Source organism: Rickettsiella endosymbiont of Xylota segnis (assembly GCF_964019545.1).
Classification (GTDB): domain Bacteria; phylum Pseudomonadota; class Gammaproteobacteria; order Diplorickettsiales; family Diplorickettsiaceae; genus Aquirickettsiella.
The window spans coordinates 1,172,325-1,198,264 of record NZ_OZ026451.1 but is presented as its reverse complement, the minus strand read 5'-3'; the positions used below and the strand labels follow the sequence as shown (position 1 = coordinate 1,198,264).

The window sequence follows — 25,940 nt, the reverse complement described above, 5'->3', positions numbered from 1 at the left end:
TAAAAATGGCTGGAAAGTATGTCTTTATCGAAAATTTTGCATGGGCGCCGTATTTTAAAAAAACCATTATTTTGGTTGAGTATCATTGGCCCGGGTTTAGTCGTCATGTTAGCCGATACCGATGCGGGTAGTTTAATTACTGCCGCGCAGAGTGGTGCAGTTTGGGGGTATCGATTATTGGCATTACAGTTTATTTTAATGCCTATCCTGTATATTGCTCAGGAATTAACTGTACGTTTAGGTATTGCCACGGGTATGGGTCATGGCGAGTTAATTAAGCATTATTTTGGCAAAACTTGGGCTTGGTTGTCGGTTTCAACCTTAGTGGTATCTTGCATTGGTGCCATACTTAGCGAGTTTAGTGGTTTGGCAGGGGTTGGGGTGCTATTTAATATCCCAGCCTGGGAAACCTTGTCCCTAGTGGTGGTTTTCTTGACCATTGTCGCATGGACAGGCTCTTATCGTTCGGTTGAGCGGATTGCCATTTTATTAGGATTATTTGAATTAATTTTTTTATGGGTTGCTTGGGATGCAAGACCCGTAGCACATGAAATACTTGCTGGTTTTACCACCATTCCTTGGCAGAATAAATCTTACTTATATTTGCTGGCCGGAAATATTGGAGCAGTGATTATGCCCTGGATGATTTTTTATCAGCAATCGGCGGTATTGGATAAGGGTCTAAATGTGAGTCACTTGCGGATTGCTCGTTGGGATACCGCGTTAGGGGCAATCATTACACAATTAATTATGGCGGCGTTATTGATAGCGACCGCCGCTACTATAGGCAAAATAAATCCACATGCACCGCTTAATACGGTGCAACAAATTAGTGAGGCTATTACACCCAGTCTAGGGTTTACAACGGGTCGGATTTTATTTGCTCTCGGTATGACCGGTGCCGCACTGATTGCTAGCATTGTGGTTTCTTTAACAGCAGCTTGGGGTTTAGGTGAAGTGATGGGTTATCGGCGTTCCTTAGAACATCATCCTAAAGAAGCACCCTGGTTTTATGGAGTTTATACATTAATTTTAGTGTTAGGCGGAATATTAGTGGCTTCTGGGAGTATAAATTTAGTGAATCTGAGTGTCGGTGTCGAAGTAATGAACGCTTTATTATTGCCGATAGTATTGGGATTTTTATATCTTTTAGCATTACGCACATTACCGAAAGACTTTCGTTTGAAACCTGTTTATGCAGTATTGGTTGGAATTATTTTATTAGTGACCTCTTTGTTTGGTTTATTCGGAGGAATTTCAGGGATTCTTTAGGCGACTAATTAAACAAAGTTTATTTGAAGATTAAATTGATAGAATTATTTGCTGCAATGGCTAGAGTCATCGAAAAAAAATGTGTATTAGGATTGCTATTCACTAGCAAATTGTCTACAATCTCGGCTTCCGTTTTCATGGGGCCGTTAGCTCAGTTGGTAGAGCAGTAGACTTTTAATCTATTGGTCGATGGTTCGATTCCATCACGGCCCACCAGTAAAATCATACACTTAGCTACTAACTTACTTAACAGTTAAAAGTCGAATGTACCAATTTTTTACCAGCAATTCTTTCTGCAGCTCTTCTAAGCTGATCACTATTTAAATGTGCATAACGCAATACCATTTTAAAAGAAGCCCAGCCACCTAGTTGTTGTAGCTCTTGTAAAAAAGTTTCATTTTGCACACATGCCAAGATGCCCAGGTATGACGTAATTCATGCCAGCGAAAATTTTCAAATCCTGCTCGAGCTAATGCTTTTTTCCATGCTTTAGTATTACATTGCTGCGGATTGTGTCGATATCATAAAGGAACATTCGAATCGGCTAAAAGTACGCAAGTATTTTTCAGGAGCTCGGTGAACTTTATCGGGCTGCTATTCCATTATTCCATCCAGATAAATACCATACCTCTGTAGCCGCAGAAAACCAAACGCTTAAAAAGTTTTGTCATCAACTGAGCTGCCAATATCAAAACTTTATAGAGCATTGTCAAAAAAAACTAGAAGATCGTAAACAGGATATTTTTAAAATTGAAATTCAAAGAAAAGCCAATGAGAAACGATTTCCTACTAAACAGCTTTCATGAGCTGGGATGTGGCAACAACTTGAAAATATTGAGAAAGGAATAAAAGCATTGATAAAAAATGGAAAAAACCGCTGCGAAATTAAAAAACCCATGAAGCCAGGATTCAAGCTTTATTTAGAAAAAGACAGAAGCAAGGATTTTATCAATCCCATAGAATTTTCAAATTAAATAGGAGTAAGTTACCTGTGTTAAAAGAAGAACTAGAAGAAGAAAATTCTTCAGTTATATTTAATAAACAATGGAGAACGTAACTAGCTATTACGTGTAGTGTTTATAACTTGCGTTATTTGTTATTCTCCATAAATAGTTTAATAATTTGAACATCTTTTTCGGTAAATGGTTTATTAAGAATATAGTCAAAACCAACCGCTACACATTTTTCTTTAACTTCTTCTATTGCATGAGCAGTTAGCGCAAAAAGGGGAAGCCGAGGTTTTTTATGCTCTATCTCCCATTGACGATAAGCTTTCACGATTTCTGTTCCTGCTAAACTGGGAAGACCAATATCTAATAACGCCCAATTAAATTCTTGAGTTTGTAGGGTATTTAAAGCAGCTTTACCATCCATTACAGTGATAACGTCATAACCTAAGTTAACAAGTAAATTTTTTACCACGTGCAAGACTAAAGTATTATCTTCAGCCACAAGCACTGCATGCTTATCTAATTCAGAATGCGATTTAAAAGAATCTGCTTGTGGTTGCGAAGTTGAACAAGCTGTTTGCTCAAGGTTTTCCTCAGCTAAAGGAAAGGTAAATTCCAAAGCAAAATAGCTTCCTTTTCCCTCTTCACTGGAAACCTTTATTTTTCCACCTAATAGTTCAAGAGTTTTTTTAACGAGATATAAACCAATTCCATATCCGGTATATTCAGCCTGATAAGATGGATGAGCACGGTAAAATCGATCAAATATCTTATCAAGCTTATCTTCGGCTATGCCTATACCTGTATCAGTAACAAGTATTTCTACTTTAGCTTTGTTCTTTTTTACTGATAATAGTTTGATTTCTAAGCTAACTTTTCCTTTTTTAGTAAATTTTATCGCATTAGCAAGAAGATTAAGTACGAGTCTTTTTAGTTTAATTCGATCAGTAATGATAAAGGGTAAATGGGCATCCAGCTTAACTTGAAAATCTAATTCCTTAGTGGCCACAGCAGGTAGCATCAAGGCTTGTAGTTCTTCTGAAAATTGCTGAAAATGAATAGTATCTTTTGCTATGCTTTCAATTTGATATTCAGCCGCAATTACTTCTAAAACTGAGTTAAGCAACTCTAAAAGCTGTTCTCCTGCACCTTCTATCCATTGCCCATGCTGTCTATCCACAGCATTAGTTCCCTCTTTAGATTGGATATAGGAAAGACCAATGATGCCTGATAATGGCGTTCTTAAATCATGTGCCATGTTCATCAAAAATTCTTGTTTGGCGATTTCGGATTGCTTTCTGGCCGTGATATCAATAGAAATTCCTATTAATCCATCTGCACACCCTAATTCATTTTTAATAGGCGTTTTAATTGAAAGATAAATTGCCTTTCTATTTTCAGAATCAAAACCAATTTCTTCAGTTTGATACTCTTTTCCTTCATTAAGAATAGCTTTATCGAGAGTGACTACTGCCTTGGCTAGATCAGGTGCAAACAACTCATAATCAGTTTTTCCTATAATGTCATTTTCATTTTTAAAACCCAAAACATTTGCGAGTTTTTTATTACACCAAAGATAATGACCGTGTTTGTTTTTCCAATATACATGGCAGTCTAATATATTAAGAATAGTTTCTAGAACCTTAGATTTATGATTAAATTTACTTGTCATAATGATTCCTTTTTATTAAAGACTAAGTTTTCTATATTTAACAGCAAGTTCTGTATCTTTTTGCAGATTTAAACTGCTTTTTCTAGGTTGAAAAATTAAAGAATGATTGCGTTTTGATTTTGAGAATTCTGCAAATATAGAAAAGAAATTTGTATAATTTTTTTTGATAAACAACATGGATGCAGGTATTTTTTTTGGATAATATACACAAGAATAATCTGGGGAAACTAAATCTTTATTCCATACAATTAAAGCAGCACATTCCTCCTTAATACATTCTCTGCAATATTCTTTTTCAGTATCAGTAAAGTATCTTTTCTCTCGATTAAAATATCTACGCTCAAACTCCAAAACATCATTTTCTAAAAGATTTTTAAAATTTATATTTTCATTATATAAAGCATCAATCTGTTGTTTAGCTTGTTTATGATCCTCATGATTTAACCATTCATTCCAAGTACTAAATAAAACTGTTACATTCTTAAACCGAGCTTTGATTAAATGTGCATAACTTTCCTTCCAGTTCAATCCATTTTTTTTTGATTGGTAAAGCATTTTTTCTGGAGAGGTATTATTTTTGATAGCTAAATGATATTTCTGAGCTAAATCAACAATTACAATTTTAATTAAAGTTAGATGTGAGAAGTTTTTGGTGATAAGTTTCATGGAGTCAAGAAGTTTATCCAATTCATGATAATCTTGCCCCACACTTATGGGCATCCATAAAACTTTAGTTTTTTCAATGTATTGGTTTTTATTTTTGTAGTTTATTTTATCTGATTTATCGTAAACTAATCTTGAATTTCTTGTCATATTATTATTATTTCTATAAAAGAATTTACTATAAAGAATTAAAAGTTTTTAAGCTAGGGTTTTAATTTGTAATAAAGGTTTAAAATTTAAGACCTCCATTATAATTTTTTTATTTTAAAAAATAAATTATCTTGCTAATAAAAAAAATATTTTTTATTATAGATTTTATAAAGTTTTCAAAAACAAGAAAAAAAAGGAAAAAGGGATGATACCTCTTCAACGAATTTTTCATCGAGATGGAAATCAAGATCGAATCAGTTATCAGTCAATAGAAGCGGAGGAGTTAGTCAGAGATGATACCGCTGAACCTTCAGTTTTAAATCCAATCCAAGAAACACGCTCCGCTACACAAAATTATCTATTACGCCATTGGCACTATAGCAATTTTGCAGCGCGTTTTGCTTTATGGGGAATAAAACATAAAGAAATGTCGTCGGTAATCAAACCGCCCGTACGCTTATTTTGGTTAAGCGGCGAGGGTATTCCATTAGAAACCTGGCCTAAGATTCAACTTGCGCATTTTATTAAAGACTTTTTTAATCATGCCAGTTTCTTCATCTGTGGTTTAGAGCCTGCCATATTAGCGGGATTATTACTTCATGATCTCAGTAGTTATACTTTTTTCCCTGACGAACGTTGCGGCACTTCTTTTTCATCTATTTTAGGTGGAACAGCAAGCAATCAAATAACCTGGACTAATCATTTTGGTAGTGATGTTTTGCATGAAGCAGCCTATTGGACGTGGACAGGCACGTTATTATTACCGCCAGTCGTAAGTCTTATAACCGCTCTTTTCAAAGATAAGCGACGTGAGCGCTGGCGTGATATTAATCACCAAGTGAGCTTACCGAATTTTTCGGTACTCGATATAGCCCCCAGCATTTATAACGATATGCTTTTTGCACTCTCTCCTTGGAGTTCATTGCGAGAAGCTTTAGCCCATTCGGAATTTATAATTTTATGGGAGGGTATAGAGCACAACAATTCAAATACGCCCATAGTTTCTTTTGCTTTAAAAAAAGCGTTAGTGGATAAACTAATACATTTAGCGCATCCATCACGAGGATTTCCTTTACGTTTTCAAGCACTGCGTATGCTTGCGCAAATTGCAGAAAGTTTTCATACCGATAATTTACAACGTTTTATTGACGATCCATTGCAAAAAAATAATTTATTGCAGCTTAGGGAAACTATTTTAACTGCATTAAAGTCAGCGCCTGTGACTGAACAAGCATTAACTTTTACTCCTGTTGAGGGAATTCAAGCGCCTATTGATTCTTTAATGCTTGAAGAAGAAGCCTCGATTTCTCTCATTGAACGAACTCAGGCGCCGAGCAGATTAAATCGTTATTTCAGCTGGACTTTAGGTGAAACGGAACGTCCGTTAACGCCGTTATTTTTTATTCCATCGCTACTGTCTTCACTTTACACGCTGTATGCCGTCGGTCGCTATCTGCAATTAATAATTTTTAAAGCAACTGATTTAGCGAATCATTACCATGCCCAAACAAATTGTGAAATCGAGAGAAGAAGTTTTACTTTCTTACAACAAACTGATCGTTATGAATGTGTTGCTTGTGATTGGTCATTTGTAAATTATCAAAATATGTTCACTACACAAGCTTGTTTAGACAAGTTATTGCAACAAAACATGACGCCGGTAGCATTACTTCACCATCTTAACCAACTTCCTAGCACAGGTGGAATTAAACAAATTGATTTATCGCAACAAGCTTGGACCACTTGGTCAGTAACTGATTGGAAGCAACTTCTGAATAAGTTGCAATCGATGCTGACTTCGCGCTTGGAATTATTAAATGTTTCCAATCCTGTAGGAAATGATGCGAATACAGCACCTACACGTCAACATATTCAAGCATTAAGCCGATTCTTAACCAGCGTCAATGTCACTCGTTTTGATATCAGTAACCAATGGTTAAATGATGAGTTGTTTAACTTGTTATTAAATTCTTTAGTAGAGATAAATCTGAGCGAACTTAACTTAGCCAATACCAATATGATTGATGCGAGTGCGACAAGATTGGCTAAGTTAATTTCCAGCGGCATGCAAAAATTAAATAATTTGCAATTAGCAGATAATCAAATAACTGATTTAGGTTTGCAAAAGCTTGCAGTGGGAGCCCAGCAAAGTTTTGTGCATACACTTGATTTATCCGGTCAAAAATTTTCTGCAAATGCACTTCAAGTTTTTAGTGATACATTCAAAGGAAATTCTTATTTAAAAATATTGAAAATAAGTAATGCTGAATTAAAAAGTGAGCATGTCACTGCACTGCAAGGTTGTCTAAAAAATTTAGAGTCTTTAGATGTCTCAAATAATCAGTTAAACAATAAAGGCGTCCAATTCTTAATAACACAAGTTCGGGGTAGTCACTTAACTACTTTGAATATCGCCGGAAATCAATTGACAGATCAAGATGCCCTGAAGATAGCACAACATTTACCATTCACTTCCTTGCAACATCTTGATATTTCAGGCAGCGAATTAACTCAACATGGATTTTCAGTAATTGCAAAAACACTTCCTCATACTCAATTGCTGAGTTTTGTTTGTAAAGATGCTGAACTCAATGATCACTCCGTTGCCGAATTAACATCTGTTTTTTCTAACCATACTTTATTACGCTCACTAAATTTAAACAATAATAAAATCAGCGATGTCTCCTTAATGAATTGGCTGGATGTACTTTCGAATACTAATCTGCATGAATTACATCTTAACCAAAATCAGATCAGTAATCAGCCTCGTTTAGCGGAAGCTTTAAGTAAAACTAAGCTAACGTTGCTTGATTTAAGCAATAATCTTCTGGATGGAAACTTTTTTAACGCACTCGCATTGGTATTACAGCAATCGCACTTACAACAGTTAATACTCAACGACAATATTGTCGAAGCTGCATCATTGAATAACTTTGCAAAAGAGCTGGTAAAGGTGTCATGTCATGCCAATGATTTAAATACGACTCAGTTATCAAGACAAGAAAAACGTGTTTTTTATCCAATGCAGTCCAATAACAAGCTAACTCAACTTAATGTTATTCATGATAATTTGGACGTGCCTACCCTAAGAAGTTTTTGTCGGGTTGCTTCATCGTTGCCAGACATACAGTTTATAAAGCCTGAGCAGTTGCAACAACTCGATTGGCAAACCTGTGATAGGTTACCAACGAATGTTTCGCAATCTAACCCATCCCCATCCTTGAAGGGTACGCTGTTACTGGGTAGCCCATTTTTAATAAGTTTGCTGTGTGCAGGAGGCATTTTATGTCTTATTGCTTTGTTATATGGAGGTTATCGTGCAAGTCAATCAACGTATCGATTTTTCCGTCCAGCGCCGCCGAGATTACCCTTAATTGAGGCCGAATCCGCTGAAATAAACAATGATAACGGTCGACCATCATCGCGTCCTTAAAGGCATGCCAGAAGGTTTTTCGTTGATAAAAAAATTTAAAAGTAAGGAAGTATTCCTATGAATTTAGCCTATCCATTTAATCTTATTTCAGGACTCGGTCTTGGAGTTTCTTATTCTTCCTTTACTCAGATGGGTGCTGCCTTACCTAGCCGAGATTTTGGTCCCTTAAAAATCCAGAGTTTTGTTAATGCTAACACCGGCAATCTCATTCTTTTTGATCATAAACTCGTATTACGGGAAAGAAATTTTCCCGTTGAACTGTCTTATGTTTATAACAGTCACGCGCAAACAGTTTCTGGGATTTGGCGTTTAGCACATAAATATTTCAAAACGCTCCCTGCAGGCACTCAGACTTCACCTGCAATCCTAATTGAAGAGGATGGTCACGAAACATCTTATCAGTTTGATAGTAAAACTAATCGATGGGTATCTCCGTACTGGTCAGATAGTCGAGCTTATCTTTCTCACGATACGACAGCGAAAAAGTGGGTATGGTTTGATCCGAAAACCCAGATCACAGAAATTTATAATGAAAGTGGTTATTTAATTCAGCGGCTTGGTAGTAAAAATGAAGCAACGACTTATCGTTATGATCAAACTACTCCTTGGCAACTGACCACTATAGTTGCACCTGAAGGTCGTTATGAAATTCGTCGTCATCAACTCGCTGATGGTAGTCATCAAGAATCCATTTATTCAGTCAAAATGGGAGAGACTACGCTATTAAAATTTTCAAGCTTTGATATTGACAGTCGTTTAACTAAAACCACTATTGCATTAGATATGCACGATCGGTCGAAATGGCCAAGTACAGAGTATAAATATCTTGCTCCTCCCAAAAGTAAAGCGACGTTATCGGATAAGGACGTTTATTCCTTAGCCTATCTTGATAAGATCGAGCAGAGCGATGGTAGTGGTTTGTCTTTTGTTTATGGTACCACGCCGGATGGCGTGCCTAAGCCAATTACTTCTTTTAGTTATCAAAATTCTAGCGATGTCGGTAGTTTATCGGCAAACTTTCTGTATGCACAGGGTAATACCCTTATTCAAAATAATGTCAAGGCTTCCACAAAATTATATTTTAATGCGCAAGGATCGATCACACAGATCGATCGAGAACAAGGCTATCCTTGGGTTCCGGGAAATCTCACTGTCGATAGTAGCTATTACACCTTTAATGAAAACGGCCAACTATCCAGTACGACTTCAGCTGCACAAGCCAAACAAAGCTTCCAATACAATGAAGATGGCCGATTAATTAAACAGCAAAACGCCAATGGTCAAGTAAAGGAATATTTTTACGATCAAACCAGCCCTAGACATAATTTAATCACACAAGCTAGTTATAACAATAATAAGGCCCAAGTTACCCGACATGTTTACGATCAAGCTTATGGTGACAGTGGTAAAGGTTTGTATTTACGCTTTGTAATCAGCCCAGAAGGTCGAGTCACTGAATACCGTGTCGGAGATGCGAGCTTTATTCAATTCACCGTGGTTTACTTAGATGGACTTTTTCCGGTTGATAATTATACGAAAAGTACTGCGCCTAGTTTAGCAGAAATGGCGACATGGGTGACACAACAAAATCCACAGTGTGTAAGCTTAACCCAGCAAATTAATGATCACTCAGGTTTACCTTCGCATACTTATCGCTATGCGACGATCGATGCTAAAGGACAAGGGATTGACGATGATCGCATGAGCCAACTCGATACGTTCTATAATATGTTTGGAGATTTAAATTATTCTAGCGAAACTCGCGAAAAAGATCAGCCTACACTGAATACCACCACAGAATTTGATAACTTACGTCGGTTGATATCATTAGAAAATGCAGCTGAAGAAAAAACATCCTATCTTTATGCTGATCGGCATGTTGAAATTACTCGACCGAATAGTCGTAAAGAGATCACTGAATTAGATATACGAGGATGGATAGCTAAAGAACAACAAACCGTTCAAGAAAATAATCAATCGGTCACACGGGAAACGACCTACAGCAGGAACATCGCAGGCTGTGTAACAGAAAAATGCACGACAGCGGATGGCCAATTCAGTTATCGATTTTATGATAAGCAAAATCGCTTAGGATTTATTGTACATCCCAGCGGTAGTCTAACTGAATTTCGTTACAACCAACAAAGTCGTTATAAGGCTAGGGTTCGTTATGCAAAAGCCATAGACAAACTGCAACTTGCTTCCAGTCCTGCGCAAGGAACCGAACCTTCCGCTAATGATTTATTGACATTAATGACTAAGATGTCAATAAGCGATCCGACCCATGACAGAATCAGTTACGAATTTTATGACGCTTCTGAACGGCTGTGTTATCAAGTCGACGAGGAAGCGTATTTAACTCAAAGTATTTATAACGATCGCAACCAACTTATTGTAACTATCCACTATGAAGCACGATTATCAGCCGAGCAATTAACCGCTTTATTCAAAGGAAAAAAAATTGCTCTCTCCGTTGATCCTAAACGGGATCGAACACAGCATATCTTTTACGACGCCGATAAGAATAAGGTCGGTATACAAGATGCGGCGGGTTATGTGACTGAATATAAACATAACGGTGCAAATTGGGTGACTGAAATCATTCGTTATGCACAAGCACAAATCATCAGCATCAATACGCAGAGCTTTGATAAGATCCGTCCTGATGCGAATGCCGATGATGCCCATGAATACCGTTTTTATGATCCTCGTGGTTGGTTAATTTTAAGCGTTGATGCCGAAGGTTATATAACGACTAAAGATTATTTGCTGAATGGTGTAGTTAATAGCGAAAAGCGTTATACAAATCCAGTCAATCCGAACTGGTATAACAATACGCAGCTTATTCCAACATTACCTGCTGAGTCTGTTAACGATCAAACGATTACTTACAAATACGATAAACTAAATCGTGAAATTGAAAGTCGCCGATCCGATGGAAAAGTAACATTTACACGTTACGATAATATGGGCGAAATGAGTGCACAAGGCGTGCGTGATGCGACAATGACTGAAATAACTGGAGATACCTATCGCGCCAATGAGTCCCGTTTTGATGGATGGGGTCAAACTGTTGCTGTAGCATCGGCACAGAATAGTGAATTGCTGGCGCGTATCGATGCCGATAGCACTTTAAAACCTGAAGAAAAACAACAACAAAAAGAAAAAATATGGAATGAGAATACCCGACGTTATGTCTATGATGCCAGTGGCTTAAAACTATCGACGGCAGTTCGTTCTAGTCCTGAAGCAAATGATCAACTAAGCTATTTTTATTACAACACTGAACGACAGTTAGTGCTAACGATACAAGTCGTTGCTGATAAACAAGTTCAGATTCGTGAATATACGCGCGATTATTTTAATAATATTGTTAAGACGCGCGATTACAGCCAAGTTAAAGCGATATTAGCGGATAAATATAAGCTACCACTGACTGGTGGTTTCATATCAGATGCATTACGTTGCGCTTTAAACGCACTGCAAGATGAGTCGCAGGATGTGATTACGCAAAAGTTCTACAATAAATGCGATCAATTATTAAAAGTTATCGATGCGGAAGGTTTCGAAACACAACATCTTCCCAATGCTTTTTCTGAAGTTAGCCAAACAAGTTTACCCGTCGCAACTAAACAACCCACATTGATTATTCAACATCAATATGATGCACGTGGCTTAGAAATAAGCACGTTGCGTCAAGCCGAAACCTTAAATAGCAAAGTAAAACGTGATTATAACAATCTTTATGGCAAGCTGACTCATCTCAGAGATGAAATAAAAGGTGATTATCGGCGTGGTTATGATCGTAAAGGACGTTTGATCTGGACACAAAGTCCATTTCAACAACAACGTAGTGAAAGTACGTATGATGCTTGGGATCGACCCATTAAAATTACTAATGCTTTAGGGCAAGCCACACTGCATCTTTATAACGCAAGTAAACGTATCGAAACGACAGTTGATCCTTTAGGAAACAAACGATGTATTTTTCGCAATATTTTTGCAGAAAAGATCAAAGAAGTTGATGCCAAACAACAAACACAAACTTGGCAACATACTGCCGATGGACAGATTAGTTTTTATAATGACGCTTTAGGTCGAGGCTATGTTGCTGCTTATAATCTGTTAGGTGATTTAATTCAAAAACAGATTATTAAGGGTAGCAAAACCCAGTATAGCTATGATGCAATCGGACATGTCATCACAAAAATACAAGAGGCTGAAGGTACAAAACGCCAAACACAGTATCAATATAATCTTTTGGGACAATGTGTTAAGACCATTGATGCAAAAGGCATAGTCCAAGAAAATAAATACGATCGACGCGGACTTATTATTGAAGAATGCTTAGATGCACAAGCATCGGGTTTAAGCCTGACGACCACGCGACAGTATAACGGACAAAAACAGCTGCTTAATGAAACCCAAGGTGATAAGACAACTGCAGATCAATATATTCGTCAACTCGATTACGATGGTTTGAATCGACATTGCAAAACGACTATCGATCCATTAACGGACGCACGTAAAGACGCCTTAAACATACAAACTCAATACCATAAAAATGCTCAAAATAGTGTGCTGGCGGAAATTGATGCGAATGGCCAGGTCACTCGTTTTATTATCGATACTGCAGGACGACGTTGTTTTAAAATCAACGCGTTAGGTGGTGTGGCCGAATGGAAATATAACGCAGCCGAACAAATCGTTTTAGAAAGGCAATACCAACAAGCGATCAATGGAAATGAAGTTATAACGCCTAATGATGAAACCACGCCCGAACAATTGCGCGCGATGTTAAAGCCAGATGCAGAAGATAGTTTAACGTATCAATTTTATGATGCAAATGGTAAGCAACGCTTTGCGCTCAGCATTATTGGCCAACGGGGCTATGTTAAAGAAAAACGTTATGATGCATTACAACATGAAATACAAACGATACAGTATGCAGCCGGTATAGCGATTCAAGGCATTGAAAAACTCACCACCGAACAATTGGCGGCCCAAGTTATTAAAATTGCCAATCCTACTCAAGATCGTTGTCACTATTTTTTACGGGATGAAGTGGGTCAATTACGATTTTCCGTCGATCCGCAAAATTATGTATGTGAACAACGTTTTGATGAGCAAGGGCGCTTAATTACTCAAATCAGCTATGCGAATGCTGTTGAAGATGCTTTACAATTGAGTCAATTACCCATAGCACAAGTACTCTCACAGATTAAACAAGATGAGAGTCAGGATCGATATCAGTTTTTCTTTTTTGATGGCTTAGGCCAACCGCTTTATACAGTAAATGCAGAAGGACAGGTGCAAGGTTTTCAACATGATGCAAAAGGTAATTTGATTGAAGAAGTTCATTTTAATCAGCGCGTCCATGTTCCTGAAGATTATGCGCTGTTACTTAAACAATTGCAGACATTAGCACCGGATGCCACGCAGGATCGTATCAGCAAAAAAGTTTACGATGCAGCAAATCGATTGATACAACACACTGATGCTCTAGGTCATGTTGAAACCTATCAATACGATGCGGTAGGAAATCAAATTCTTTATATCGATCGTCAGCAATCGAATTGGAAAACAGTATTTGATCGCGCTAAGCGGCCTGTTGTTGAAATAACACCTCCTGTTTATATTACTGAGGTAACTCCCGATGCATTTGGCGCATTGACTTGTGCCAGCCAGACTCTTGCGCTAGAAAAACATAAAACTTATGACAAAGTGGGTAACATTGTTCGCATCATTACTGCGGCTAACACCCAGGAGCCACGGATATTTGAAGCGGAATATAACGGATTGAATCAATGGCAATCAACGCGTTTACCAGATATTGCTGTTGATAATGCAAGCTCATTAAAACCTGATGATTGGCGTTATCGCCCTGAAACCCAACAAACCTTAACCACTGTACGTACAATCAATGCTAAAGGGCTAAAAGTCGCTGAACAAGATGCAGCGGGCCATTGGCAATTTTGGGTGTACGATCAACAACAACGCCTGGTTTATCATGTTAATCCACTCGGCGTTACAACAAAAAAACAACGCGATGCATTTGGAAAGATCCATCGAAAAATAATTAATGCGACGCTTTGTACACTGGATCTGAGTGTATATAGCAAAACAGGAATTCCCAAATCGGTATTGGATGAATATTATCGAACGCGACATAGCGATGCTGATCGCATTATTGATTACCAACGCGATCAATGCGGCCGCGTTACTTTACAACGTCAAGGTCCGGTACATTGTTATGTAAGCATGCCAGAAGGAAAAATTACTGACGAGTATGCCGAATTAGGTAAATCGTATAATGCATGGGGTCAAGTCATTGCGCAAACAGAAAAAATTGATCCTGCGCACAGTAAAGAAAATTTTTATTGGTTTGATCGCAATGGACAAGGTCTAGCCGAAGCAGATAGCGTTGGTTTTGATAATCAAACGCCTCAGTATCGCTGTCAACGTTTTGAGAATGATAGTTTCGGTCAAATGATCAAGCGTGTTGCTTATGCGAAATCATTAGATACTTCGTTAAACGCTCATTTATCTTTTACTGAACTTAAAAATGCATTAGATAAAATAGCTTCTACACAAGATCGCAGTGAGCAATCTTATTATGATAAAGCGAATCGTTTAGTAAAAAAAGTTCGTTTGCAAATCGTGCGTCAAAACTTAACATTAAGCAATGGATTACCCTCGTTTATTGATGCATCTCCTCAAGATCTTAGCGTGACCTATGAATATAATGCGAACGGTCAGTTGCTGGCAAAAACACTAGAAGATGGCAGTATTGAATGGAATTATTACGATCAACGCGGTTGTAAGCTCGCACAAACTGAAGTGCCGCGTGACAACCATGGTCTTAGCAACACTATCGTGCCATTAAGCTATTATGGAAATAATGCGCATGGGCAAACGGTATTGACGACGCGTTTCCAACAAGGAGCGAAGCCCGTTCAAGCAGGTACTATTCCTGAACCTGTAGCTGTCGATCCCGCTGATCAACAAGAAAAAAGATTGTATGATGCACGCGGTAAATTGCAGTGGAAACAATCGAATCAACAACTACCTCAAGGGTTTAGTTATACGGCGAACGGCAAACCGGCACGTCAGTGGTGGACTCTAACTAACTGGCAACAAAAACCACCAAAAGAGGGAACTCAATACGAAGCAAAAATCCATTTAGACGAAAAATATTTTCAATACGATGCACAAAATAGAGCAATTAGTGTTGAAGTACGCCGCGATACACAAACCATAGAAACTAACTGCCTAACCTATGATGCATTTGATCAAGCAATCATGGAAGGCGAAAAACCTGAAAAAATGCATATTTATCGACGCTTTGATGTATTAGGTCGGATATGGTGCAGCAATGTTGAAGCAGGTGCTGCAACTTTATTCCTGCATGATCTCACCGGTAAATCTGTGTTGCGACTGCAATCGCCGACTAAAGATTTAGGTTTTATCACTTATCGCGAATTACCTACTGTACTCGGTTGGAGTGTTACTGATGTTGAACGCACAGAAAATCAGCGTGATACAGCCGGTCGTGTTATTACACGTACCTTACCAGCCAATTATCAAGTGGACACCTCGCAACCAGAAATTATTCCGTTAAGTATATTAGCCAGTAATCGTTATCCTAAGTTCGGTAAGATGCAAAGTTTAAGTTGGCCGATTCCACAAGAGAAGAATGCAGTCGCTGAATTTTCGTTATGGCCTAAAGATTTTCCAGCACTAAAACAAAGCTTACCGATTGTTACACAAGACGGGCGTTGCGGTGTCGATGTGTCGACGTTTGCTACCGATGTATATGACTACCAAGTAACTTATACGTTTACCGATCCGATGCAACCTAACGAAAAAAAGGTAATCTATATTAGCTCAGGTACTGTGCAATTTGATACGGGTCTTTGTAGCAACAGTCATTACCTAGTGGCCATTCCAGAAGAAAAACAACCCAGCTTGGTTCGTTTAACCGGTAATACGCGCGATATTTCAGCGGTTGAATTATGGGAAGAATCTGAAAAACGTGAAACACTGGAATTACAAGTCGATCCAGTATCCCACACCTATTATGTGGATCTCAGTCATCATTCCTCCGGTGTTTATCAATTAAAGCCACTGACACAGGATAAAAAACCTCATGACTTAAGCTTAGCTTTTACCATCTACACGCATAAAACTGCACACAAACCTTTGTCTCGCGAGATTGCGACGAGTTTGAAATTTAGTTTCTTAGACAATCATGTCGAACTTGATTGGCAAGTCCCCAGCTTTTTACAATCCCAAGTCGTTAAATTGGAATGTCACTATCTTGATAGAGAATCAAAACAACAAATACAAACAGTAGAAATTGATCCCGATAAAAAACGTACGACGTATTCTGATAAAAATGGCAATAAAATTCAGAGCAATGTTGATTTTTCGGTTCCTATTCAGACTATTGAGAAACTTTCCTTAGCCGTGAAATGGCCAGCACTGAGTAAGCCGCCTGTGTCAACGCGTTTGCAACAGCATTGGCTGATGTTGGAGGCACAGAATTCTGATAGTAGTGATGAAGAAGAATGGGAAATGGTTCCTCAGCATGCGACTGCTTTTTTAGATCAGGAACCCGAAGATTGGATACCACTTTACAACGATGAAACGCCCAGCGCATCAACATTTAATCCCGAACTTATTACGGAACTGAATTTTACCGATAAAACTCAGCTGGTGGTTAGTCCGCTGCCTGATCTTGCACCCAACAAAGAAATACCAGTCCTAGAATATTTGAATGTGAGTTTGGATAGAATGCGATGTTGGACACAATTTTCCAGCATCAATTTGATCTCACAAGGATTTGTAGTGGATGTGACTGGTTTTAGCGCTGGTGTATATCCTTTTCATTTTGGTGCCTATAGCGGAGATTTAGTGATTGCGTATGCGGGCCTAGTATTTCCCACCACTCAAAATATCGATCCGGATCGACAACATCTGGTACAGCCTGCGCGTCAATATAGCTATGACTTATGGAATAATAAATTAACTGAAACCGATAGCTTAGGTCATATCACACAATACATTTATAACGATACGAACCAAATTGTTCAAAAAATAGAACCTTTAGTGGATGTAGTCGATGAACAAGGCAACACTAAAGCACTCTGTCCTATTACAACTTTTGCTTATAATATTCGTGGACAACAAATAGCAAGGCGCGATGCCAATGGCAATACGCAAGGATATATCCTCGATGCCGCAGGTCATAAAATTATTGAAATATTAGCAGAAGGCACACAATGCAAAACACAATTGTTTGATGCGTTTAACAACATGATTGAATCGCGAGATGCTGCGAGTCAAGCCACAAAATATTTTTATGATCAAGAGAACAATCTTTTAGCATTTCAAAAACCTTCCGGTAGTCGTCGTGGTTATACGTATAACGAACTAAAACAGCGAACGAGTGATACGGATCCAGCCAATAATACACGACGTTATAACTTCGACGCTTTAGGTAATATTATTGAACGCTATGAGCCACTCGGTCAATGCACGCGCATGTTTTATGGACGTAACCATCAATTGATCAAACTAGAAAATCCGGATAACAGTTGTTTAACTTGGCAACGTGATACGTTTGGCAAACCACTACAACATACCGATCTAAGTGGTGCACTTTATCGTTATGGCTATGACTCCAAAGCACAATTAGTCGATGTCATGTCAGAGGGGGGGTCCCACGGTGAATATGTAAAATTGATACCGGTCTGGCTGGGTTATAAACAAGAGAGATCCCCGGTGCCTGGGCAACATTTACATCATCAGTATGTTTCTGGCCAAATCACTGAAATTAATGATTTTGCTACCGGTAAAAAAATCTCTTATGGTTATGACTCAGAAGGTCGACGGATTGCAGTCCGTGTTGTTAGCGGTGAAGCAGAAATTCTTCGTGAAACCAGCAGTCAAATCGATGCATTGGGTCGAGAGATCTTAACACGGGACCAACAAGCTATCTTTACTACTGCTTATGATGCGGTGAGTAATCGACGCTTTATTAAGGGTGCAATAAAAACCAATGATGGTAGCCAACTTAATCAGGAAGTCTGGTGGAAGTATGATACTGAAGATAGGGTGATTGTGTCTGAAGGAGTTCTTGAAAATGGGCAGATCAAAATAATCCCTAATAAAGGCGCTGAATTTTCTTACCAAAATGATCGTAAGGTGACAGAAAGTACGATAAGCACAAGCAGAATAACTGAGAAATTTTTCTATGACAGCGATGGGCGACAAGTGGGTTCTCGCTATGACGTTCCCTACAATTCAAGTATTGAAAGACAATACGATAGTGCAGGTAGGCAAAGACTTTATAAAATCGTGTCTGATTGGGTATTTGGGCTTGTATACATTATTGATAAAGAACGAGCTTATAATGAAAACACCTGGTTAGTTGCAAATATTCAAACTACAACTGTTCCAGGTCATTTTCAAGTTGTAAACCGTACAGATTATCAACAAATAACGGCGATGGGTTTACCTCAGCAACAAACGATAAATTATGGCGATGAGGAAGGGAATGTTGATCATCTTAATTGTAATTATGTAGGTTGGGATCAATGGCGAATTGCAAGTATTCAGGGTTATCGAACTAACATCCATGGGACTAGTGCTTATTCCTCAGTTAAAAACTACTTTGGTCCCAATGGCGAGCCGAACGCGATATGCGGCGCTGAAGATCCAGATGGGCGAGATAAATATTTTATCGCGACGCCAGAAGGTTTGATACTGCATCGAATGCACTTAAACCCTATTTTTAGTGGAGATATTTTTATTTCTAATCTGGAAACTTATTATTTTTATCGCGTAAATGGTCAATACTTAGCCAGTTATAAAAACCAACGTAATAAGTCCTTTGATTTATTATTGAATTGGATCAGGCCACAAGGCAGTGCTGGAATGGAAATTGGTATGAGTTCGGCAAGCGCTAACGATTTTTCGAGTTTGCCACAAACCTACACTTGTGCGGATAAAGATACTTACGAATCAATTGCGAATAATGTGTATGGTGATGCTAGTTTAGGGAGCTATATTGATGCTGCGAATGGCGGCGGAACATTGATACCAGGTCAAACCATCGTTATCCCACAACTTATCTCGGTACATAACAAAGCCGGCATGGCACGTCCGTATTATCAATTATTACAAATCATCCAAGGCTCTCTCACTCCACATCTGGATACGCCACAACCACCACCAGACGATGATGATTTTTTAGGTTTGTTGATTTGTGCCATTGCGGTGGTGGTTGTTTGTGTGTATCCACCTGCAGTTGCGGCTGTGGCGAGTGTAGCAGGAACTTTAGGTGTATCAGTACCCGTAATGACTGGAGTGGCAGCCGGATTGGCGGATGCCGCTGCTCAAGAATTATGTGTGGGTATCGGATTAAAAGATCATTTTTCTTTAGCAGAAAGTGTAACCGCAGGGATTACCGCGGGTTTCGCTTCAGGTTTTGGAGGAGCAGCGCTCGGTGAAAAAGCTGTCATGACGATGGTGCGCATGGGTATGGTGAATGTGTCAGAACAATTAACTGAAATGGCGATAGGTATACGCCAGCAATTTGATATAGCCGGTGTAGCCTTGGCGATGGGCTCAGCAGGATTAAGCGCTAAAATAAATATAGATAATCCTTTAGAACGACGTTTGGTATCGGATATTGCTGTAGCGGGTATGAGTAGTGTGGTGCGAGGACATTTTGATGTTGAAAACTTAGCGACACAACTCATTACTGACGCAGCTGCAGTAGGAATGCAACAAAGGCAAACAAAACCAGATTCAGATGAATATCATCAAAGCAAAAAAGCAAGTCAAGGTGCAGGACACATTACGCAAACCACAGTAGAACAACAATGGGATTCACACTTAATCAACGATGCCGAATTCACAGCGAATACGCCATTACCGTCAGTTACTTTTGATGTCAACGATTCTTATGTAGCGCAACAACTCGGACAACGAGTCGGCGAAGAAGTCAGTCGATTCCAACATGTCGATCCACCCAGAAATCCAACTGGATTTTGGCAGCGTATAGAGCAACGGTATGAAAATGTTTTCGAACATCGCGCATTAATAGCCGAAGGTCGCGCAGCCGCTAATAGTGAAGTAATGCGTGAAAGCTTCGGACAGGCTGCTGCTAATCAACAACACTATTTAGATTTAGGTTATACCGAGAGTGTAATTCAGACTCGAGCAGCCGAATGGACAGCAGCAACCGAACTACCGTTGCCATCCGTAGCTAAGGGAATGATGCAAGCTTCAAGCTTGATGAATAGATGGGGATTGTTTGGTCATAATGAGATAGGGAAATCAGGTTCATTTTTATTTAGAACGGGGCCTACAAGCTCAACACTTAATGAGGATGTAGCTCCAATGACAAATGAACTAATAAATTCAATGCGAAGCAAAGGAAGATCAATTGATATTGCATTTAAAGGTAGTGATGATTATAGGTATTTAAAGTCAATGGGAGCAGAAGGAAGTACAAATACAATGACACCTAATCATATATTAATTAGAGAAGATGCAAGAAAATCTACGTTATTAGAAGAATTTTTACATGGAACCCAAAATAAACTGGGTATCGTTGATCGCTTAACTCCGCAAGGTGCTGAGGTTCATGTTAAAGATTTTATGATTAGGCATGCTAAATTATTGGGATTAGACAATCCAGCAGATTTAAAATTGTTACATCAACTTAGGATAGAAGAAATAGAACGTTTGAATATGGTATATCGATAAGGAGACCAATTATGATGGTTTTATGTGAAATGTTTGTAAGTGAATTTTTCAAGCTTTCTGTAGGGCATATAGTACTGGTAGGCACAATAATACCGGATATAGATAAATTTATTCCAAATAGTAAGGCAGATTTGTATATAGGGGGTCAAAAAATCAAAACGATTAATATTATAGGCGAGGATCGTTTTTCTGGCGGAGATGCTGAAAAAAGAAAAGGGAGAAGATCAGTTAGAACAGATGATGGCATTATTAATGAATTAAAAGCCAACGGTAATAAAGAAATTAAATTAGTTATTTATATTTAGTGCTGCGGAAGATTTTCTGAGGAAATAGAATCCATTAGAATTTGAAACAACGCCAGATATGATATGGAGACCCTAATGGCCTTTTATATAGAAATCCGCAAACTAAATGAAGACACTAATTTTGTAACCTATTTATATGAGTTCCGTTATCAACTGGAGCTGTTAGAAATGCGGCAGGTAAATTGCGAGGAAGCTTTAAGCTTGTCAATGGAGAGATAAAATTATTAAAGCAATCTGGAGATATAGAAATTTTAAAGATCGCCGAAGGTGATAAGGGGCTGTATTCGCAGCGAGCAATTTTAGCTATTCATAAGCATTGGAAAAAGGTGAATTTCCAGATAAAACCTGTTGGGCTTCTTGAAGTTTTTTCTGTTCGATAATGATTCATGAGCGATTTGATGTGGAAAACTTAGCGACCCAATTAATTACAGATGCAGCTGTAGTAGGGATGCAACAATTGCAAACAAAACCCGTTTCAGACGAATATCAGCAAAGCAAACAAGCGAGTCGTGGTGCAGGGCACATTACGCAAACCACCATCGAACAACAATGGGAATCACAGTTAATTAACGATGCAGAATTTACAGCGAATAGACAATTACCGTCTGTTACTTTTGATGTAAACAATTCGTATGTATCACAACAACTTGGACAACGCGTTGGTGAAGAAGTCAGTCGCTTTCAACATGTGGATCCGCCCAGAAATCCCAATGGATTTTGGCGAGGAGTTGATGATGTACTGAAGATGCGTGAAGGAACTTTAGAAGCCATTAATTTAGTTTATACGGGACATTACGAAGCACCACGAGATGCTGGGAAACGGCAGGATTTGTTTTAGGAGTACCTTTAGCGATGGGCGCTATGGCTGAGGTGGGTTTAGAAAGATTAGGTGTGGAAGCGCTAGAGACTATCTACCAAGAAAGTCAGCAGCTTGGTAAGGGGTTAATACAAGCTTCAAAATTAATGAATAGGTGGGGAGTTTTTGGGCATAATGGCGTAGAGGAATCAACTTTAACTCATCTATCTCCAACCGAATTAGAAATAACTCAACCGAGGACTATGGGTAGAAAAGCCTTTGCTAGATTAGTAGAAAACATTAAAGAAAATGGTATAAATGAAACTGTAAAATATATTAAATATAATGGTAAGAATTATGTCGTTGATGGTAACCATAGGTTGGTTGCTGCTAGAACTTTAGGTCTTAAAGAAATTCCAGTTGAAAAAGTTGAGTTGCCCTACTTGGGATATAGAACAACTGATGATTTGGGTTTTTATAGTCCAGGATTTTCAAATAGTTAGGAGTAAGTTATGAGTGAAAAAATTTTGGAATTAGCTTATTTAAGAAATCAGCTAGCCTCCTATAGATTTAATGCAAATGATGCTCAGCTACTTCGTAAGATAGAAGAAAAAATAACTAAAGAAAATAGTATTTTTAAAGAAGTAGCTATTAATGCGATTAAAAATTGTAAATTAGACATTGAAAATAAAAATTTTGAAGGTGCTACCCAAGAGCTTCAGTTGATCCATAATTTTTGCTTTGAATCTCCCGAAGTATGGAATTCAGACTATTTTTATACTGTAGAACTATTATCCTATCTAGAGAAGGTTAATAATGCAAAAAGAATAAAAAAAACAATTTGTTTATTAGGAGATTTAGCTAGTAAAAGTTAATTAGATTAGGAAGTAAAATAATTGAGACAAAAGAAGTAGTGATTATTTTTTGAGCTTACTCTAGGCATTAAGTAAACCAACATCGAACAACAATGGGAACACAGTTAGTCAATGATGCAGAAAACTTAGCGATACAGATGATTTCTGATACAGCGGGTTATGTGGCGCATCAACAAACAAAACCCGTTTCAGATGACTATCAAGAAAGCCAAAGAGCGAGTCGTGGTGCAGGGCACATTACGCAAACCACCATCGAACAACAATGGGAATCACAGTTAATTAACGATGCAAAATTGACTGCAAATACTCAATTACCGTCAGTAACATTTGATGTTAATAGTTCAGGCTTAGCACAACGCGTTGGCGAAGAAGTCAGTCGATTCCAACATGTGGATCCACCCAGAAATCCCAATGGATTTTGGGAGCGCTTTGAGCAACGACATAAAAATGTTCTCGAACGTCAAGCTTTAATAGCCGAAGGTCGAGCAGCCGCTAATAGTGAAGTAATGCGTGAAAGCTTCGGACAGGCTGCTGCTAATCAACAAAACTATTTGGATTTAGGTTATAGCGAAAGTGTAGCTCAAACGCGCGCTGCAGAATGGACAGCTGCAACCGAACTACCGTTGCCATCTGTAGCTAAAGGAATCATGCAAGCTTCACGTTTAGCGAATAGGTGGGGATTTTTTTGGCATAATGAGGTAGAAGGTACAGTTTATGGTGGAAGAGGTGCTGTTAGTGGCAGAGTATTTAACGAAGCAGAAGCTGGTGGCCCACTGCGAAATCTTGTAGATACTCAATCAAAAATCAAATTCACTCACCAAGGCGTGGATGTCGTTGAGGCGCATACTTCAAGATTTGGACCGGATGCAGCAAATCAATTCATGATCACAAGGCTTCGTGCAATTGCAAATGGAGAAATTCCCGCAACTAAAATTGACAGAAACTTTTACTCTCATGAATTGAGAGAGTTCGTGAGATATAGACGATTAGGTTGGAAGAATGGTTTGCCTATCGATCAGAGCGCTCAATTATCATTGTGGAATAACACACATACGGCAACTTTAGAGGAATATGCGCTATCATCCAATTTAAATGAATTGTACATGCCGGAAGCGATTAAAATTATGGAAGAGCAAGAAGAGCTCTTATTCCAGCACTCACTGAAGCTAAATAATTAGGAGACTACGCTTATGAATAAGCGATCGTATAAAGACTTAATCTTAGTCTTAATTTTTAAATCTAATGGAGAATGGTCCTGGTACCAAATAGAACGTGCTTTAGATTTACGCGGCATTGGCGGGAGAGTAAATTCTGTTGAAGCAATAAATACTCTTATGCAAGAAGGATTAGTAAAACAATTAAAAACTCTTAATAAGAACTTATCAAAATATTCCGTTACGGAACAGGGTAAAATAAAAGTACAGCAGTTAATTGATAAATTTGGTGCAGAGTCATTTACAACAACACAGCAAAACCCAGATGATTATGAGTTGTAGATGCCTTAAAACTTGGTTATTTGGTCACCATTAGCCGGTGTAGCCTTAGCCATGGGATCAGCTGGATTAAGCAGTAAAATAAAAATAGCTGATCCTTTAGAACGACGTTTGGTATCGGATATTGCGGTAGCGGGTATGAGTAGTGTGGTACGCGGACGTTTCGATGTGGAAAACTTAGCGACGCAATTAATTACAGATGCAGCTGTAGTAGGAATGCAACAACTGCAAACAAAAACCGTTTCAGACGAATATCAGCAAAGCAAACAAGCGAGTCGTGGTGCAGGGCACATTACGCAAACCACGATAGAACAACAATGGGAATCGCAGTTAATCAATGATGCAGAATTTACCGCGAATACACCGTTACCGTCGGTAACGTTTGATGTTAATAATTCTTATGTATCACAACGACTCGGCCAACGCGTTGGCGAAGAGGTGAGTCACTTTTATCATCCAACACCGCCGCCACCAAGAAATGTAAATGGATTTTGGCGAGGAGTTGATGATGTATTGAAGATGCGCGAAGGAACTATCAAAGCTTTTTCTTCTGTAGTTAGCAATGATGATCAAATACCCACTGATCGTTGGGAAGCTATTGGTTATGCTGTGGGTGTACCTTTAGCGATGGGCGCCATGGCTGAGGTGGGTCTAGAAAGATTAGGTGCAGAAGCACTAGAGACTATCTACCAAGAAAGTCAGCAGCTTGGTAAGGGATTAATGCAAGCCTCACGCTTAGTGAATAGGTGGGGATTTTTTGGGCATAATGCATTAGATTCAACAGAGTTGAGCTTACCGAGTTTATCTAAGCATCCATTAGAAGGATGGACGGCGGACCAGGTTGTTGACTATGCTAATCAACTTGGGCTGAAAACAAACCAAGATCAACTAATACTTTGGTCTGGTTTAGGCCAAGGCGATGCTGGTATTCGTTTATCTCAAGAATATGCTGCTATAAATGGTGGTATTACACTAGAAATGACTCGAGGAGGGAAATGGCTTGATGAATTAGATTTATTTGGAGCAAATTCACCATTTTCACGAATAGAAGCCAGGCAAATTTGGGCAAATGTTTCTACTCGCATGATACAACAAGCTTCCGGACAAGTAAGATCTTTAGTTGGCACGATTAATCCTTCAAGTATCTATAGGGCTGAACAGACTGAAATTTTAATGAATGAGAAAATCTTGGGTTTAGATGAATTGAATTTAAAACCAAGATTTATCTTTGGCAATTATTGGAGGTAAAAGCTATGTTCAAATATTTAAATAAACAAGGAGTTGAAAGCAATAAAGGTTTTATTGTTCAAGGGACTGGACGTTTTACGGCAGAATATAAAGAGGGGTCAAAAAAAATTACGATTGAATTGGATAATGGTGTTTTGCCAAATGGAAAATTTTGTGAAATTATTAAATCAGATGCATTTTTAAATTGGGATGATGGAGAATCGATTACTCATGATAAACAAAAAGAGATTTTACAAAATTTTAAAGATGCTATGGAATTTCAAGGAATAGGGGTTGAGGTTTGGAAACCATGAGTGTTTATAT

General features: G+C 38.4%; 14 protein-coding genes, 1 tRNA gene and 1 pseudogene. 13 read left to right on the top strand and 3 right to left on the bottom strand.

The window, feature by feature from the left end; all coding sequences use genetic code 11:
* The first annotated feature begins 18 nt into the window (after positions 1–18).
* Together AACL18_RS05465 and AACL18_RS05460 are read left to right on the top strand one after the other, a co-directional pair.
* Positions 19–1,272: an NRAMP family divalent metal transporter gene (locus AACL18_RS05465; RefSeq protein ID WP_339049810.1), complete on the top strand. Its 1,254-nt coding sequence runs from the start codon at positions 19–21 to the stop codon at positions 1,270–1,272.
* Between the two features lie 140 nt (positions 1,273–1,412).
* Positions 1,413–1,488 (top strand) — tRNA-Lys (locus AACL18_RS05460).
* Positions 1,489–1,518: 30 nt separating this feature from the next.
* On the opposite strand, the pseudogene AACL18_RS05455 reads toward AACL18_RS05460, so the two are convergent.
* Positions 1,519–1,775 (bottom strand): annotated as a pseudogene (locus AACL18_RS05455) (tyrosine-type recombinase/integrase); the annotation flags it as partial.
* Positions 1,776–2,084: 309 nt separating this feature from the next.
* On the opposite strand from AACL18_RS05455, the gene AACL18_RS05450 reads away from it, so the two are divergent.
* Positions 2,085–2,246, top strand: coding sequence for a hypothetical protein (locus AACL18_RS05450; RefSeq protein WP_339049809.1), 162 nt, complete (start codon positions 2,085–2,087; stop codon positions 2,244–2,246).
* Between the two features lie 115 nt (positions 2,247–2,361).
* Here the strand turns inward: AACL18_RS05450 and AACL18_RS05445 are convergent, their stop codons facing one another.
* Both AACL18_RS05445 and AACL18_RS05440 read right to left on the bottom strand, forming a co-directional pair.
* Positions 2,362–3,894, bottom strand: coding sequence for an ATP-binding protein (locus tag AACL18_RS05445; RefSeq protein WP_339049808.1), 1,533 nt, complete (start codon positions 3,892–3,894; stop codon positions 2,362–2,364).
* 15 nt (positions 3,895–3,909) lie between these two features.
* A complete protein-coding gene (locus AACL18_RS05440; RefSeq protein ID WP_339049807.1) occupies positions 3,910–4,707 on the bottom strand; it encodes a hypothetical protein in 798 nt (265 codons plus the stop codon).
* 205 nt (positions 4,708–4,912) lie between these two features.
* On the opposite strand from AACL18_RS05440, the gene AACL18_RS05435 reads away from it, so the two are divergent.
* The 10 genes from AACL18_RS05435 to AACL18_RS05390 all read left to right on the top strand — a co-directional run bounded on the left by AACL18_RS05435 (position 4,913) and on the right by AACL18_RS05390 (position 25,930).
* Entirely contained in the window at positions 4,913–8,140 is a 3,228-nt protein-coding gene (locus tag AACL18_RS05435; RefSeq protein ID WP_339049806.1) for a hypothetical protein, read from the top strand.
* A 57-nt stretch (positions 8,141–8,197) separates the two neighbouring features.
* Positions 8,198–20,920 (top strand): hypothetical protein, encoded by a 12,723-nt coding sequence (locus AACL18_RS05430; RefSeq protein ID WP_339049805.1) that lies wholly within the window; start codon positions 8,198–8,200, stop codon positions 20,918–20,920.
* A gap of 11 nt (positions 20,921–20,931) precedes the next feature.
* Complete coding sequence (locus AACL18_RS05425) at positions 20,932–21,225, top strand: hypothetical protein (protein ID WP_339049804.1); 294 nt, start codon at positions 20,932–20,934, stop codon at positions 21,223–21,225.
* A 400-nt stretch (positions 21,226–21,625) separates the two neighbouring features.
* Entirely contained in the window at positions 21,626–22,063 is a 438-nt protein-coding gene (locus tag AACL18_RS05420) for a hypothetical protein (protein ID WP_339049803.1), read from the top strand.
* Positions 22,064–22,077: 14 nt separating this feature from the next.
* On the top strand, positions 22,078–22,524 hold the full coding sequence (locus AACL18_RS05415; RefSeq protein ID WP_339049802.1) for a ParB/Srx family N-terminal domain-containing protein: 447 nt from the start codon (positions 22,078–22,080) through the stop codon (positions 22,522–22,524).
* A 9-nt stretch (positions 22,525–22,533) separates the two neighbouring features.
* The gene (locus tag AACL18_RS05410) at positions 22,534–22,896 is read left to right on the top strand and encodes a hypothetical protein (protein WP_339049801.1); all 363 of its coding nucleotides are present in this window, start codon (positions 22,534–22,536) and stop codon (positions 22,894–22,896) included.
* Positions 22,897–22,988: 92 nt separating this feature from the next.
* Positions 22,989–24,074 carry a hypothetical protein gene (locus AACL18_RS05405; protein WP_339049800.1) on the top strand — a complete coding sequence of 362 codons (1,086 nt, stop codon included), beginning with the start codon at positions 22,989–22,991 and terminating at the stop codon, positions 24,072–24,074.
* A 12-nt stretch (positions 24,075–24,086) separates the two neighbouring features.
* Positions 24,087–24,392, top strand: a complete 306-nt coding sequence (locus AACL18_RS05400) for a hypothetical protein (protein WP_339049799.1) — start codon at positions 24,087–24,089, stop codon at positions 24,390–24,392.
* A gap of 12 nt (positions 24,393–24,404) precedes the next feature.
* On the top strand, positions 24,405–25,637 hold the full coding sequence (locus AACL18_RS05395; protein WP_339049798.1) for a hypothetical protein: 1,233 nt from the start codon (positions 24,405–24,407) through the stop codon (positions 25,635–25,637).
* A gap of 5 nt (positions 25,638–25,642) precedes the next feature.
* On the top strand, positions 25,643–25,930 hold the full coding sequence (locus tag AACL18_RS05390) for a hypothetical protein (protein ID WP_339049797.1): 288 nt from the start codon (positions 25,643–25,645) through the stop codon (positions 25,928–25,930).
* The last annotated feature ends 10 nt before the right edge of the window (positions 25,931–25,940 follow it).